Here is a 14,458-nt window from a genome sequence, read left to right as displayed (position 1 = left end):
TTACATCAAGTTGCTTTAGCATTTAATAAGTCATTAGTACGGTAAAATCAATCGAAAATAAACTGCATAATTAATATATAGTAAAACCCCACTTTTTCATAACTAAGCTATCGGTGTGTATTGCTGAAAATAATATAAAATTACTATTTTAGTGGGCCTTGGGCGTGCCAATTTGAAACACCGTATTTTTTTAGAATTTGATCAAAAGTACCATTGTTAGTAATAAACAAAAAACCATCATCAACATCTTCTATTATATCTATACCAACTTTTGGGGAATAACCTAGGAATAAGGGGACAAAGTCACCTTCACTACCAGCATGTCTTATGTCCACAATATTAAATTTATTCATTTCATATTCAACATTAAATCTAGAGTCTAGTAGCGCTGCAATACGTCCTTTTTGTAACATTTTAATAGAGGTTATTAATGGTGAGTTACCTGTGGCTTGATAAATACTATTAGGATATTTAATGATGAAATTATTGATAGTTCGACCATAATCATAACCTTTTATTAATCCTAAAACTTGGCCAGATTTAAGAAAGTTATCAATATCTTGCGGATTATTTAACATCCATTTATCTTGGCTATTTATATAAAAATCATTATACCAACCACCATAATACAAAACACTTTTTTGTAATTTATATTCTTGAATATGTGACTTTGTAATGGCTAGTACAATATCAATTTCCGAACGTTTGGCCATAATAAGCGATCGTGATAACGGTATGATATTAAAATTCATTGGAATATTTTTAACTTTGGCTATTTCAGTTAAAACTTCAATTAAAATGCCAGGTAAGTTTTTATCGTTGCAAATATAAGGGCACCAAATATCTGACGCAATGTTTAAGCTCTTAGCTTGAATGCAAGACGTGAAAAATAATGAACAGCTCAGTACTATGTAAGTAATGTTACGTAACATTTATGCCATACGTGTGAAACGAAGTTAATTTTAATTATCTATTTTAAGATACCAAACAAATGTGGCGTTTGACTATTCAATTAAACAATAACAAGGTTATAAATAAATTGGTTATATACTTTAAGGTAAAATCAACAACATTAACTTTTGCTCAAATCAATAGTAAAGTTCACGATGACGGAATTCAGAACTTCACTGTTTGTTCCTTTAGATATAAAGTTTTACTTGCGTTAAATTAAGCCTTAGCTATCTTCGATAGTTAAGATTTTTCAATTATTTATCATTTAAGGTTCGAGATGTTTACTAAAAAATTGATGGAAGATGAATTTCGTGAAGAAGAGCTCATATTACGAACCAAAAGTGGTTTAACTATGGTTGGAATTACTGAGATTTATACAGACAAGTTTATTATATTTAGGCCTGAGCCATCAAATCCAAATGATGATAACGCTGATGAAGAAGACAATAACGAAGTAAATATTTTAGGGTGTAAACGTATTTTTATACCTTATGGCTCAATAGAAATAGCCGCATTACTAGATTAAGCAGCTCCGAATAACCGAGGTAAAAAACGTTTACATTACTACTTTTAGTTGCACAGTATAAAAGCTGGGTGATTAAACAGCTGAATATAAACTAAAAAGCCCAAACATTGCTGTTTGGGCTATTTTATATCATTTAATATTTATTGAGTTTCTATGAAACGGTGTGATGTTGTTTACATCATGCCGCCCATTCCACCCATTCCGCCCATGCCACCCATGTCAGGCATAGCAGGAGCAGATTCTTGTGGTGTGTCAGTGATCATCGCTTCTGTTGTGATCATAAGACCAGCAACGGATGCTGCGAACTGTAACGCACTACGAGTTACTTTAGTTGGGTCAAGAATACCTAAGTCTACTAAGTCAGCAAATGTGTTGTTTGCTGCGTTGTAACCGTAGTTACCTTCACCTTCTTTAACTTTATTAACAACAACTGAAGCTTCATCGCCAGAGTTGAATGCGATTTGGCGTAAAGGTGCTTCCATTGCACGTAGGGCAATTTTTATACCGTGAGTTTGGTCTTCGTTGTCACCTGTTAAACCAGCTAATTTAGCTGCAACACGTACAAGTGCAGTACCACCACCGGCAACAATACCTTCTTCTACCGCTGCGCGAGTCGCGTGAAGCGCGTCGTCAACACGGTCTTTCTTCTCTTTCATTTCCATTTCAGTTGATGCACCAACTTTAATTACGGCAACACCACCAGAAAGCTTAGCTAAACGCTCTTGTAGTTTTTCTTTGTCGTAATCAGATGTTGATTCTTCAATTTGAGCTTTAATTTGAGCAACGCGGCCATCAATACCATCTTGTTCACCAGCACCATCAATAATAGTTGTATCGTCTTTAGTGATAACAACACGTTTAGCAGTACCTAGGTCTTCAAGTTGTGCTTTTTCTAGTTCCATACCGATTTCTTCAGAAATAACAGTACCACCAGTTAATACAGCGATGTCTTGTAACATGGCTTTACGACGGTCACCAAAACCAGGTGCTTTAACCGCTGCAACTTTAACGATACCGCGCATGTTATTTACAACTAGAGTCGCTAATGCTTCGCCTTCAACATCTTCGGCAACAATAACTAATGGCTTACCCGCTTTGGCTACGCCTTCTAATGTCGGAAGTAATTCACGGATGTTAGAGATTTTTTTGTCTACTAATAAAATAAATGGAGAGTCTAATTCAACTGAGCCATTTTCTTGATTAGTCATGAAGTAAGGTGATAAGTAACCACGGTCAAACTGCATACCTTCAACAACGTCAAGCTCTGTTTCTAACGCTTGACCTTCTTCAACAGTGATAACGCCTTCTTTACCTACTTTTTCCATTGCTTTAGCAATGATGTCACCAATTTCAGTGTCAGAGTTAGCTGAGATAGTACCTACTTGGGCAATTGCTTTGCTGTCTGAACATGGAACTGATAATTCTTTTAATTCTTCAATTGCTGCTTTAACCGCTTTGTCGATACCACGTTTTAAATCCATTGGATTCATATCTGCAGCAACGGCTTTGATGCCTTCACTAATAATAGCTTGTGCTAATACTGTTGCTGTAGTTGTTCCGTCGCCCGCTTCATCATTGGCTTTAGAAGCAACTTCTTTCACCATTTGAGCGCCCATGTTTTCAAACTTGTCTGCAAGTTCGATTTCTTTTGCAACAGATACACCGTCTTTAGTGATCGCTGGGCCACCAAAAGATTTGTCTAAAACCACGTTACGGCCTTTAGGACCTAATGTTACTTTTACTGCGTCTGCAAGTACGTTTACGCCTGCTAACATTTTGATGCGTGCGTCGTTACCGAATTTTACGTCTTTAGCTGCCATTTTTATTTCCTATGTATTCTTTGCTTTTTATTTATTAAAGCTAGTTAATAATAAATAGAGTAGTAAGCGTTTACTTATAGGGCTCACTACAATGAATTAATTATTCTACAATTGCTAAGATGTCAGATTCTGACATGATCAAAACTTCTTCACCGTCTAACTTTTCAGTTTTAACGCCATAACCTTCACTAAATATAACCGTATCACCAACTTTAACGTCTAACGCTCGCACGTCTCCGTTTTCTAAAATACGGCCATTGCCTACTGCAATTACTTCACCGCGAGTTGATTTTTCTGCTGCTGAACCTGTTAATACGATTCCGCCAGCTGATTTAGTTTCTTGTTCATTACGTTTAACAATTAAACGGTCATGTAGAGGACGAATAGTCATTTATCATAATCTCCAGATTTAGGGTTTATATTATGCTCTAAGGCATTCTTTAAGTTGCAACTATAGTGGGGGTGTTTACTTCAATTCCAAGTGATAAAAGTAAAAAATGTTGTGATTGCAGCTGACAATATTATTTAATGCACATGCCAAGAAGGTTAAATATAAAAAGGAATGATTTTGAAGCACTGGATTTATCTATTCATCACGTTGTGGTTAATGACAATATCAAGCTTTAGCACTGCCAAGGTGGAATTAAAAAAGCGTAACAAGGATTGTAAAAAAGATTGTTCACAGACGTTAATTGTAGGTGAACAACGGTTTTACTATAACCACAAAGCAAGATTACAAATTGGTGCTATTTATTCTGATATTGAATGGGCATTGGTCTCTTTACCGGTTTCGCGCGGGAAAAAAACAGTCACACATTATTATCTACACAGTTCAAAGAATCGGAAAAAATTTAGCACAACTAAAATGTGCTCGGGGTTAGATAGAGACATATCGGTACTAGGGGAAGTCGTTTGCATTAAAGAGAATTCAATTGATGTATTGGGTCGTTTCTCTGGTAATCAAAATCACCAATTTTCATTAATCCCCAATGTAAAGGTCGCGGTGATAGATCACTATCAAGGCGGAGTGATAAATTTTGCCTACATAAGTGAACATGCCAATAAGTATGATGAAGAACTATTAGAATATCAGTTACATGTAAACGATTTGAATAGTCTTAAATCATCAGATTCGAGCTGGTTAACGGCTCAAACTAATTTACATAAAAACAGTGATTTTGGAAATATTTTAGGCGTGAACTCCAGAGGTGATCGTCAGTTCTCTGCTGCTCTTTACGAATGGGTAAACGCATACAATAAAGCGCTAGTAGCTTATAACTTTTCGGCCAGTGGTATAGCCAATGTGGGCAAAGTTAATGACAGTGAATTACACAATTTCGGTTTTGAACCTAATGTGGAAATGACAAAAAAAGACGTCACCTTTAGTGCCTTAAATAGTACAAGTGGTACACGTGAAAAATTTAGATACGCCAATATTGAGTTAGCTCAAATGCAATATGAGCAACACGAGTTTGCCAATGCGAGTTGGATAGAGTTTATGATTGGTGCTGGGTTCCAACCTGCGTTTTGGCATGTAAATCAAAAAGTAGAGGCGTCAGAGCAGAAAAAAGCGGTAACTGAGTACGATATGAATACCAATGTTTTAACATCGTATTATATGCAGGGACGATGGGGTGACAGTCAATTGGCTGTCAGTTTATTGCAGAATAAGGCCAGAAAAACAGTTGATAACACACTCGAAAATGATGTGTTGCAAGAAGTGGTTAAAGAGTTTGTTGTACAGTATGACTATCACGGTCTTTTCTCCGGAGCTAATACCCTAAGGTTAGTATACGGGTCATTAAATGCTGGTGGCACGGCAAAGTATCAACTAGGCGAACAAGAACAGTCTCAATATGTATTTAATAGTAAAAGAGTGGTTTACCAAGCTTTAGTCATGGCTGAAAGGGGGATTTACTGGGGAGGATATTATTCTACTTATGCTTCGCCAAGTATGGTTGGTTTTGCTGATAACAATCGTCGTTTTGCTGGAGCGGCATTTGATAAAAACTTTAAGCTGTCTAAGTTGGGTATGGTCATTGGTTATGACGAGGGCTGGTATGCGAGTCGTTATGAAACAGATTATAACCGTTGGTATGTCAGCGGTGAGTTTGGCTTAGGCGTCGTACGTTTGCATTCGGGTAAAGCAGCTTTGTTAGATGCCGTGGGGACTGCAGAAGGTGATGTTCATGGTAAAAACAGCATTGATATAAAGGCGGTGTTGGATGCAGGTTATATATGGCAACGTCGGATTAAGTCTTTAAAAGGCCTTGGACTCTCTATTCTTGCTGGTTATAAATTTCAATATGAATATATCAGCCAAGATCCCGAAGATTCAGAGGAAGGTGAAGAGGATGGTTGGATCATTAATTACCAGCGACAAGACTTGATACATGGTCCGTATATTAAGTTAAACGTCATTTTTTGAACCTTACGCAGATAAAAATAAACACGCTTAATCAAGCAATATGATTAGCGTGTTTCTTTAGTGGTGCGTTTTAAACGTTAAGGCGTAATTAATCTTTACGCTCAAACTCGCCATCAAGAGTATTGGGTTGATGGTCAGATAAATTTTTGTTTTGACTCTGATCTGTATGAGAAAACTCACCATCATAGGTGGAATGATTTTGTTGATGAAAATGAGCAGACGAAGCCGCTTTAAATTTAATTTTACTGCCAAGCTGCGTATAAGCAAGGGTTCTAAATGCAGGCGTTAGTAATAACATACCTATCACGTCAGTAATTAATCCAGGGGTTATCAATAATATTCCTGAGATTAATATGCAAATACCGTCAAACAAGGATTGGGCGGGCAATTGCCCAGTTGCCATTTCTTGTTGAATTTTACTCCAAGTTTGAAGTCCCTGTTGCTTAACTAATTTAGTACCTATTATAGCCGTGGCGATAATGATCAAAAACGTCCAACCTGAGCCTATGATGCCACCGACTTCTATGAGTAACATTAATTCGATTAACGGCACGATAATAAAAACTAAAAATAACGGCATAATAACTTCACTTTTTAAAAATATGAGCTCTATTTATATGGGACATATAAGCGGTTATCAAGTAAAGTAATTAAAGCATCTTATAATTAAACCTAATTAATAAGTAACTAAACGTAAATTAAACAAAATGACGTACAAATTAATATTAACAACCTGCCCAGATTTAACGAGTGCACATTCCATAGCCGAAGAACTGGTTAAACAGGAAATTGCGGCATGTGTTAACATCTTGCCAAATATGGTGTCGATTTATAAATGGCAAGGGAAAGTAGAGCAAGCTGCGGAATGCCAATTATTTATTAAAACCAATGAAATTAATTGGCCAAAAGTAGAGTCTTATATTAACACTCACCATCCTTATGATGTTCCAGAAATAATTCAATTAGATATATCAAATGGCAGTTCAGAGTATTTATCTTGGATGCAACAAAATTTACAACAAGGCGAATAAAGATGTTTCGAACTTTGGTTAACAAATTCAACCCAATTCTATTATTGATGACATTGATGTTCGCTACAGCATCAATCGCAATTCCAAGTCCAGATAAAGATCCTTTAAAAGATATCTTTGCATCACAACAAAGTTTTTTAGAGGTTGATGAAGCTTTCTTATTCAATTTTGAACAAAAAGGCACAAAGTTAACTTTGTCTTGGGTTATCGCAACGGACTACTACTTATATAAAGATAAGTTTAAATTTGCAGCAGAAAACGCAACTATCATTAAACAAAGCCAACCAGAAGGCAGTCAAATTGAAGACGAGTTCTTTGGTGCCACAGAAGTTTACTTTTTTGAAGCTATCATTGAACTTGAATTAGATAACATTGAACCGGGTGCGCAAATTAAGATTCGTTACCAAGGTTGTGCCAATGCAGGCTTGTGTTACAACCCTGTGACTAAGGTGGTAGATCTAGACACCGTGGACAATGCCGCCGCATCAACAAATAGTGACTCCACAGCGGCTAATTCAAGCTCTCAGCAAAACCAATTAGCGGAGAGTTTAAACAGTGGCAGTTTTCTGGTTAGTTTATTGATCTTCTTTGGGTTAGGTGTTGGCTTGGCTTTCACTCCATGTGTCTTTCCAATGTTTCCTATTTTATCAGGCATTATTGCTGGCCAACAAAACCTGACAATAAAAAAAGGATTATACCTAGCCTTTATATATGTACAGGGGATGGCGTTAACTTACTCTTTATTAGGCTTAGTTGTTGCAAGTATGGGAGTGCAGTTCCAAGCTTATCTCCAACACCCATCGGTATTGATTGCCACCAGTATCATTTTTGTGCTGTTAGCGTGTGCTATGTTTGGTTGGATTAATTTACAACTCCCAGCGTCTTGGACTTCGAAACTCACAGAAGTAAGCAACAAACAAAAGTCAGGCAATGTGTTTGGCGTATTTGCCATGGGCTTATTAAGTGGTCTTATTGCTTCGCCTTGTACCACTGCACCTTTGACCGGTGCGTTATTATACGTAGCGCAAACCGGTGATTTGTTTATTGGTTTTATTACCTTATATGTCTTAAGTCTTGGTATGGGATTACCATTATTGGTTATTGGTGCATCTGGCGGGAAGTTACTGCCAAAAGCGGGCGCATGGATGGATATGGTTAAGGTTATCTTTGGATTTATCTTATTGTCTATTCCGCTTATATTATTAGAACGTATTGTTGAGTTGTCGGTTGTGCTTCAGTTAGCAGGTGTGCTGTTAGTTATTTTAGCTGCTTACTTAAGATTCCAATATTTAAACAATGGCAGTAATCAGGCTAAAAGTATTTTTTGGACGCTTTCAATCACACTGTTGCTAAGTGGACTTGTTTTAGTGGCAAAACCTTGGATGGGTAACCTCACTTATGCCGGTAATGCACAAACTACGGAAACACATACAGATACTTTTATTCAACTAACTAGTTTACAAGAAATACAGCAGCAAGTTGCTCAAGCCTCCGCAATGAATAAAATAGTTATGTTAGATTTTTATGCGGATTGGTGTGTGGCATGTAAAGAGTTTGAAGCTTATACATTCTCTGATACTGACGTAAAAGCTAAGATGGCTGACTTTGTATTGCTACAAGTTGATATGACTGAAAATACAGATCAAGATTTAGAAATACTCGAGTATTATAATATTCTAGGTTTGCCTACTATTATGTTTTTTGACCCTTTAAAAGGTGAGTTAACGAACAACCGAGTGACAGGTTTTATGAATGCAACTTTATTTAACCAGCACTTAAAAGTGATTACTGAAAAATAGACCGTTTATCCTTCGGCTCTTCCACTTCAATACTTCAAAGACACTCTCTGGTTTATCGACTTAATTAATAAACTAGAGAGTCATGGTTGAGCCTAAAATTAGGTTCTGACAAACAAAACGATGCCAAAATGGTGAGGCATTCGACTTTAATCCTGTGGTTTTAACCGCCTCAACTCCCACTCCGTGTCATTAGACCAGTATTTTGCTGCTAATTGTGTTGATTTCTCTATAATACCTAGTTAATTTCTTTACATGCTTGTTTTCCAGTCAGTATTGAGGTGGAATAACAAAAAATAAATAAAAATGCATGATAAGAGAAAAAGGTGGGTAGATGACTACAAATAGCAGCGTTTTATTGTTAAATGGGCCAAATTTAAATTTGTTGGGCAAACGTGAGCCTGAAATATATGGCGCGCGCACGTTAGATGAGTTAGTTGCAGAACTTAAAGAGCAAGCGTCATCTAATAATGTACAACTGTTCCATAAACAATCCAACTCGGAAGCTGAGTTGATAGATGCTATCCATCAAGCGATGGGAAAGATAAATTTTATTATTTTTAATCCCGCTGCTTTTACACACACAAGCGTTGCATTACGTGATGCATTGTTGGGAGTGAACATTCCGTTTATTGAAGTACATATTTCAAATGTTCACGCCAGAGAAAAATTTCGCCATAAATCGTTTTTATCTGACATTGCTCAGGGCGTGATTTGTGGACTTGGGACAGATGGTTACCGCTACGCATTAGTGCATGCGATGAACCATTTATCAAAATAGTATTTAATAAATTAGCTTTTTATAAGTAGGTAATTAAGATGGATATTCGTAAAATAAGAACATTAGTTGATATGGTTATTGAATCTGGCGTTGGTGAAATTGAAATCACTGAAGGCGAAGAGTCAATACGTATTTCTGCTGCAGCGCCAGCTCCAGTAATGCAAGCTGCACCAATTGTTGCTGCTCCTGCACAACAAGCCGCTGCGCCAGCACCAGCACCTGCCGCTCCAGTTGCTGATGCAGCTCCTGCTGTAGCATCTGGTCATCAAGTTAAATCACCAATGGTTGGTTCTTTCTACAGAGCTTCTTCTCCTTCTTCTCCTGCATTTGCTGAAGTTGGTCAATCTGTTCAAGTTGGTGATGTATTGTGTATCATCGAAGCGATGAAAATGATGAATCAAATCGAATCTGACAAGGCTGGTGTTATTAAAGCTATTCTTGTTGAAAACGAAGACCCAGTAGAATTTGATCAACCTTTATTCATAATTGAATAAGTAGGGGCTTCACATGATAGATAAAGTCGTTATTGCAAACCGAGGTGAAATAGCACTTCGTATTTTGCGCGCATGTAAAGAGCTAGGGATTAAGACTGTTGCAGTTCATTCTGTTGTCGATAAAAACCTAAAACACGTATTACTTGCAGATGAAACTATTTGTATTGGTAAAGCATCAGCTCAAGACAGCTATTTAAATATTCCACGTATTATTGCAGCTGCAGAAGTAACAGATGCGGTGGCGATACATCCTGGTTATGGATTTTTAGCTGAAAACGCCGATTTTGCTGATCAAGTTGAAAAAAGCGGTTTGATTTTTATCGGGCCAACAGGCGATACCATTCGTTTGATGGGTGATAAAGTATCTGCAATTGAAGCCATGAAAAAAGCAGGCGTTCCTTGTGTTCCTGGTTCAGATGGTGAACTTGGTGATGATCCAGCAGTTAATAAATCAATTGCTAAACGCATTGGTTATCCATTGATCGTAAAAGCGGCTGGTGGCGGTGGTGGTCGTGGTATGCGCGTGGTAAGAAGCGAAGCAGAACTAATTGACTCAATAGCGTTAACTAAACAAGAAGCCGGTGCTGCATTTAATAATGATGTGGTTTACATGGAAAAATTCCTTGAAAATCCTCGTCATATTGAAATTCAAGTATTAGCCGACGGTCAAGGCAACGCCGTTCATTTAGGTGAGCGTGACTGTTCAATGCAACGTCGTCATCAAAAAGTAGTAGAAGAAGCGCCTGCGCCAGGTATCACTGCTGACTTGCGAAAATACATTGGTGATCGTTGTGTTAGAGCTTGTATTGAACTTGGTTATCGTGGTGCGGGTACTTTTGAATTTTTATACGAAAATGGCGAATTCTACTTTATTGAAATGAATACGCGTATTCAGGTTGAACATCCAGTTACGGAAATGGTAACAGGTGTTGATTTAATAAAAGAACAATTACGCATTGCTGCAGGTCAGCCGTTATCGCTTACACAAGACGATATCGTGATCCGTGGTCACGCTATTGAATGTCGTATTAATGCTGAAGATCCGGAGTCATTTATTCCATGTGCTGGGGAAATTACTCGTTTCCATTCACCAGGTGGTTTAGGTGTTCGTTGGGATTCTCATATTTATACCAATTATAAAGTGCCGCCAAACTATGATTCAATGGTTGGTAAACTTATTACTTACGGTGAAAACCGTGGCATAGCTATTAAGCGTATGGAACATGCATTAAACGAGCTGTTGATTGAAGGCATTAAAACTAATGTCCCTTTACAGCAACGCATTATGGATGATGAGCATTTCCAAAATGGTGGAACAAACATTCACTATTTAGAAAAAATTGGGTATGCAGAAATAGAAGTTACTTTGTTGTAAATCTATTATTAAAAACCGAGCTAAGGCTCGGTTTTTTTGTGTTTGAAATATTTGATATTGGACGGTGAACCCAGTAATTTGAACTATAATTATAACTGCCTTAAATATTTGTGTTAGCGAGTGAACCGTGTCGATTTCTAATTATTCTGTCACTGCAGGAGTAGAGCAAACTAAAGTTGCCTCTCGTGTTGCGGTACGCACTAAACAAGCGGAAATCATCGATAAGGTAAGTCAGATCCCAACAGCGGCAGAGTTAACAAGACAAAATAGTCAAAATGTACATATCTCCGGTAATTTACCACAAGAACCACAGATAGAATCGGAACAAGTGAGAGTGAGCTCCACGACAGGACAAAGTGATATACGAGGAAATTTATCTCCGGTCCAAGCCGCTAAAATATATGAAAAAATAGCTCGTTTAATTTAGTCAATCGCTCCCATTGAGAAAAAGGTTCCACCACTGAATATACCTAAATGAGTGACCCCCTCAATTGTTTTTTCCTGAGCCGTATTAATCCACTGGTAATATACATTTCTATGCACTTTTGCCTTTAAACCACGGTGTAATTCAACATAAAGCTTGGCTTGTTGTGACTCTTCGTTATGAATTGTTAATGGATGCGTTGATGACAAAATAGCCTTATGGCCAAGATTTGATATAACTTGTATTGCATCTTCTTTGTTGGTTTTTAAGGTTTGCCAATCAGTAATGATAAAAGGTGCATCTTCTACTTTTATTCCGATTTTCTCAGCTGGGGTCTTAAGAAAATAATTAGCATTTTCGTTGATCAGAACGGTAGAAAACAGTTTCACTAACTTCTCTCTGGTTATCGGTGTGCCCATATACCACCAACTGCCATCTGACTTAATAACCATGTCGATGTCGCCACAATTTGGTGGATTCCATAACTCAAATGGAGGAGAAGATTCGAGTGCATCAATCTGCTTGACCAAATCATTTAAATCCATTGTGCTTCCTTTAATTATTCTGACATAGTCCATGAATCGTAGCATAATATGCCAATGCGGAATATTAATTGGTCTAGCAGATGTATTCGTTGAATAAAATAGGGTATTTTGTATTAGCTTGGACAAGTCTAATAATAGGCATCGTCGGAGTTATTTTGCCGTTATTACCAACCACGCCATTTGTACTGCTCGCCGCTTTTAGTTTTTCTAAAAGCTCACCTCGATTTCATCAGTGGTTATTATCTCATTCAGTTTTTGGCAATATGATCCAAAATTGGGAAAAGTATGGGGTTATCACTTTAAGAGCCAAAATCACAGCAACTTGTAGTGTTATTATTATGCTTACTATTTCATTCTATTTTGTAGATATGAATAATACCGTTAAGTTAATAATTGCTGGAATTATGTTTTTGGTATTTTCCTTTATATGGTCAAGACCATCACAAATTAATAAGAAATAAATGTGAAACAAGAATATACATATAAATTAGTGAAAGAAGGTGAGGTCACCAATGTGGTAGTGACACCTCATCCTGATTGGGAAGAGTTTGATCAATTTGTCGAGTTATTTATTGATCATGAAAGTGCAACCTTGATAGCACAGGATATAGGTATGGATAGACACCAGGTAAGATACCGTAAAGGCCAACATCAATTCATTTTACAGTTTGAGCATTACACAGGTTCAATTTGGATTGAAACTGACTTTTAAACAAATGTTTTATTTTCACTTCTAAAGCAATAGCGAGTTAAGTAAAATACTCAAGTAACACAACACAGTCATCGATATCGACTTACCAAATTCAACGTCTATTTTTAAATTAAGAAGTGAAGAGTAACAACGTGCAGAACCTGTTAAAAAATCTAGCTGGATTATTTATAGCCATAATTTCTTTAAGTTTCTATATATTGAATACTATATTTTGGTGCATTCCTATATTTGTACTGTCTGTTTTTAAGTTAATACCTATTACTTGGTTACGAGCAAGTATCGGAAGAGTATTAGATACCTGTGCCACCGGTTGGGTAACGGTAAACTATTTTATCCAACGCATATTCAGTCGGATGAATGTAAACGTGTCAGGTAATTATGAATTATCCAATAAAGATTGGTACCTTGTCGTGGCTAACCATCAATCGTGGGTTGATATTGTTGTTTTACAGCGTGTATTTAATCGTAAATTACCATTTCTAAAGTTCTTCTTAAAACACCAGTTAATTTATGTACCATTATTGGGTTTAGCGTGGTGGGCGTTAGATTTTCCGTTTATGAAGCGTTATAGCAAATCATTTTTAGCAAAAAATCCACATCTAAAAGGCAAAGACTTAGAAACGACAAAAAAATCGTGCGAGAAGTTTAAACATACACCAGTATCGATAATGAACTTTATGGAAGGTACTCGATATACGGATGAAAAACATGACATGCAAAACAGTCCGTTTAAAGGTTTATTAAAACCAAAATCAGGTGGAGTCGGTTTTGTATTAACAGTGATGGGGGAGCAGTTACATAAAGTCGTGGATGTAACGATATATTACCCCAATAAAATTCCAACTTTTTATAACTTCTTGTCAGGCCAAGTAAAAGAAGTATTCATGCATGTAGACATCCATGACATTAACAAAGAGTTAATAGGTGATTATTCTACTGATAAAGAATATAAAAAATATATTCATAATTGGGTGTCGGGGTTGTGGCAACAAAAAGAGAAAACACTTGAGCAATTGAAACTACAAGCGCAAAACCAATAATTAGTATTAGGCTTTTGTAGAATTAAAAAAGGGAAAAAACATAGTTTTTCCCTTTTTGCTTTGTAGCCCAAGCTTAATTACTTTTAATATCAAACTCGGTTAATAAGTGATTAGTATCTACTACGATTTGTTCAGCGTATTTTTGTTCCGCTTCCATTCGCTCTAGATCTAATTTTAATATTTCTTTTTTATTAAACTTCTTTCTAGCGTCATGGGTAGGCATATCTTTTATCTCAGAATATAACGACCAATAACCCGGATACACTTCTTGATAGTACTTAGGTTCTGGCTGGTCATTATTATAATGCTCTAACAATACCCAAATTCTTAACACACCCTCAGACGGCTCGCATTGTTCAGCTTGCATTGCTTTAGCAATATGGAAAATGCTGTCTGTGATATAACTAAGTCGTTTTGTTTTTTCTGCCGCTGCTGTTTTCTTTTGTTGTTTCACTTGCCAAATCAAAGTACCTGCGTAGTAAGAAAGACCGGCAATGATCACAACAGCTAATGTAATAATAATATACAAAGTTGA

General features: G+C 36.8%; 17 protein-coding genes. 11 read left to right on the top strand and 6 right to left on the bottom strand.

Annotation, left to right across the window (positions count from 1 at the left end; all coding sequences use genetic code 11):
* Positions 1-143 precede the first annotated feature (143 nt).
* A complete protein-coding gene (locus RT723_RS03695; protein WP_315945924.1) occupies positions 144-932 on the bottom strand; it encodes a substrate-binding periplasmic protein in 789 nt (262 codons plus the stop codon).
* A gap of 314 nt (positions 933-1,246) precedes the next feature.
* Here RT723_RS03695 and RT723_RS03690 point away from each other — a divergent pair, with 314 nt between their 5' ends.
* Positions 1,247-1,477, top strand: a complete 231-nt coding sequence (locus tag RT723_RS03690) for a hypothetical protein (protein WP_315945923.1) — start codon at positions 1,247-1,249, stop codon at positions 1,475-1,477.
* Positions 1,478-1,650: 173 nt separating this feature from the next.
* Here the strand turns inward: RT723_RS03690 and groL are convergent, their stop codons facing one another.
* Both groL and RT723_RS03680 read right to left on the bottom strand, forming a co-directional pair.
* A complete protein-coding gene (groL, locus tag RT723_RS03685; protein ID WP_216056558.1) occupies positions 1,651-3,297 on the bottom strand; it encodes a chaperonin GroEL in 1,647 nt (548 codons plus the stop codon).
* A 100-nt stretch (positions 3,298-3,397) separates the two neighbouring features.
* Complete coding sequence (locus RT723_RS03680; protein WP_105051466.1) at positions 3,398-3,688, bottom strand: co-chaperone GroES; 291 nt, start codon at positions 3,686-3,688, stop codon at positions 3,398-3,400.
* A 177-nt stretch (positions 3,689-3,865) separates the two neighbouring features.
* Between RT723_RS03680 and RT723_RS03675 the strand changes: the two genes are divergently transcribed.
* A complete protein-coding gene (locus tag RT723_RS03675; protein ID WP_315945922.1) occupies positions 3,866-5,725 on the top strand; it encodes a hypothetical protein in 1,860 nt (619 codons plus the stop codon).
* A gap of 88 nt (positions 5,726-5,813) precedes the next feature.
* On the opposite strand, the gene RT723_RS03670 is transcribed toward RT723_RS03675, so the two are convergent.
* Positions 5,814-6,305, bottom strand: a complete 492-nt coding sequence (locus RT723_RS03670) for an FxsA family protein (RefSeq protein WP_216056556.1) — start codon at positions 6,303-6,305, stop codon at positions 5,814-5,816.
* Positions 6,306-6,432: 127 nt separating this feature from the next.
* On the opposite strand from RT723_RS03670, the gene cutA reads away from it, so the two are divergent.
* The 6 genes from cutA (at position 6,433) to RT723_RS03640 (ending at position 11,629) form a co-directional block, all read left to right on the top strand.
* Entirely contained in the window at positions 6,433-6,756 is a 324-nt protein-coding gene (cutA, locus tag RT723_RS03665) for a divalent-cation tolerance protein CutA (RefSeq protein ID WP_216056555.1), read from the top strand.
* 2 nt (positions 6,757-6,758) lie between these two features.
* The gene (locus tag RT723_RS03660) at positions 6,759-8,555 is read left to right on the top strand and encodes a protein-disulfide reductase DsbD (RefSeq protein ID WP_315945921.1); all 1,797 of its coding nucleotides are present in this window, start codon (positions 6,759-6,761) and stop codon (positions 8,553-8,555) included.
* A 331-nt stretch (positions 8,556-8,886) separates the two neighbouring features.
* Positions 8,887-9,333, top strand: coding sequence for a type II 3-dehydroquinate dehydratase (gene aroQ, locus RT723_RS03655; protein WP_315945920.1), 447 nt, complete (start codon positions 8,887-8,889; stop codon positions 9,331-9,333).
* Between the two features lie 38 nt (positions 9,334-9,371).
* On the top strand, positions 9,372-9,827 hold the full coding sequence (gene accB / locus RT723_RS03650; RefSeq protein ID WP_315945919.1) for an acetyl-CoA carboxylase biotin carboxyl carrier protein: 456 nt from the start codon (positions 9,372-9,374) through the stop codon (positions 9,825-9,827).
* 13 nt (positions 9,828-9,840) lie between these two features.
* Positions 9,841-11,202 (top strand): acetyl-CoA carboxylase biotin carboxylase subunit, encoded by a 1,362-nt coding sequence (gene accC, locus RT723_RS03645; RefSeq protein ID WP_315945918.1) that lies wholly within the window; start codon positions 9,841-9,843, stop codon positions 11,200-11,202.
* A gap of 127 nt (positions 11,203-11,329) precedes the next feature.
* A complete protein-coding gene (locus RT723_RS03640; RefSeq protein WP_315945917.1) occupies positions 11,330-11,629 on the top strand; it encodes a hypothetical protein in 300 nt (99 codons plus the stop codon).
* Here the strand turns inward: RT723_RS03640 and RT723_RS03635 are convergent.
* The gene (locus tag RT723_RS03635) at positions 11,626-12,171 is read right to left on the bottom strand and encodes a DUF1285 domain-containing protein (protein ID WP_315945916.1); all 546 of its coding nucleotides are present in this window, start codon (positions 12,169-12,171) and stop codon (positions 11,626-11,628) included. The genes RT723_RS03640 and RT723_RS03635 overlap by 4 nt on opposite strands.
* A gap of 80 nt (positions 12,172-12,251) precedes the next feature.
* On the opposite strand from RT723_RS03635, the gene RT723_RS03630 reads away from it, so the two are divergent.
* The 3 genes from RT723_RS03630 to yihG all read left to right on the top strand — a co-directional run bounded on the left by RT723_RS03630 (position 12,252) and on the right by yihG (position 13,923).
* The gene (locus RT723_RS03630) at positions 12,252-12,632 is read left to right on the top strand and encodes a YbaN family protein (protein WP_315945915.1); all 381 of its coding nucleotides are present in this window, start codon (positions 12,252-12,254) and stop codon (positions 12,630-12,632) included.
* A 2-nt stretch (positions 12,633-12,634) separates the two neighbouring features.
* A complete protein-coding gene (locus RT723_RS03625) occupies positions 12,635-12,883 on the top strand; it encodes a DUF3630 family protein (RefSeq protein ID WP_315945914.1) in 249 nt (82 codons plus the stop codon).
* Between the two features lie 140 nt (positions 12,884-13,023).
* Positions 13,024-13,923, top strand: a complete 900-nt coding sequence (gene yihG / locus RT723_RS03620) for a 1-acylglycerol-3-phosphate O-acyltransferase, YihG family (RefSeq protein ID WP_216056685.1) — start codon at positions 13,024-13,026, stop codon at positions 13,921-13,923.
* Positions 13,924-13,996: 73 nt separating this feature from the next.
* Here the strand turns inward: yihG and RT723_RS03615 are convergent, their stop codons facing one another.
* Positions 13,997-14,452: a DUF2489 domain-containing protein gene (locus tag RT723_RS03615; RefSeq protein WP_315945913.1), complete on the bottom strand. Its 456-nt coding sequence runs from the start codon at positions 14,450-14,452 to the stop codon at positions 13,997-13,999.
* Positions 14,453-14,458: the final 6 nt, after the last annotated feature.

It is taken from the genome of Psychrosphaera aquimarina (assembly GCF_032461525.1).
Taxonomy (GTDB): domain Bacteria; phylum Pseudomonadota; class Gammaproteobacteria; order Enterobacterales; family Alteromonadaceae; genus Psychrosphaera; species Psychrosphaera aquimarina.
This window is presented reverse-complemented; position numbering and strand designations above follow the sequence as displayed.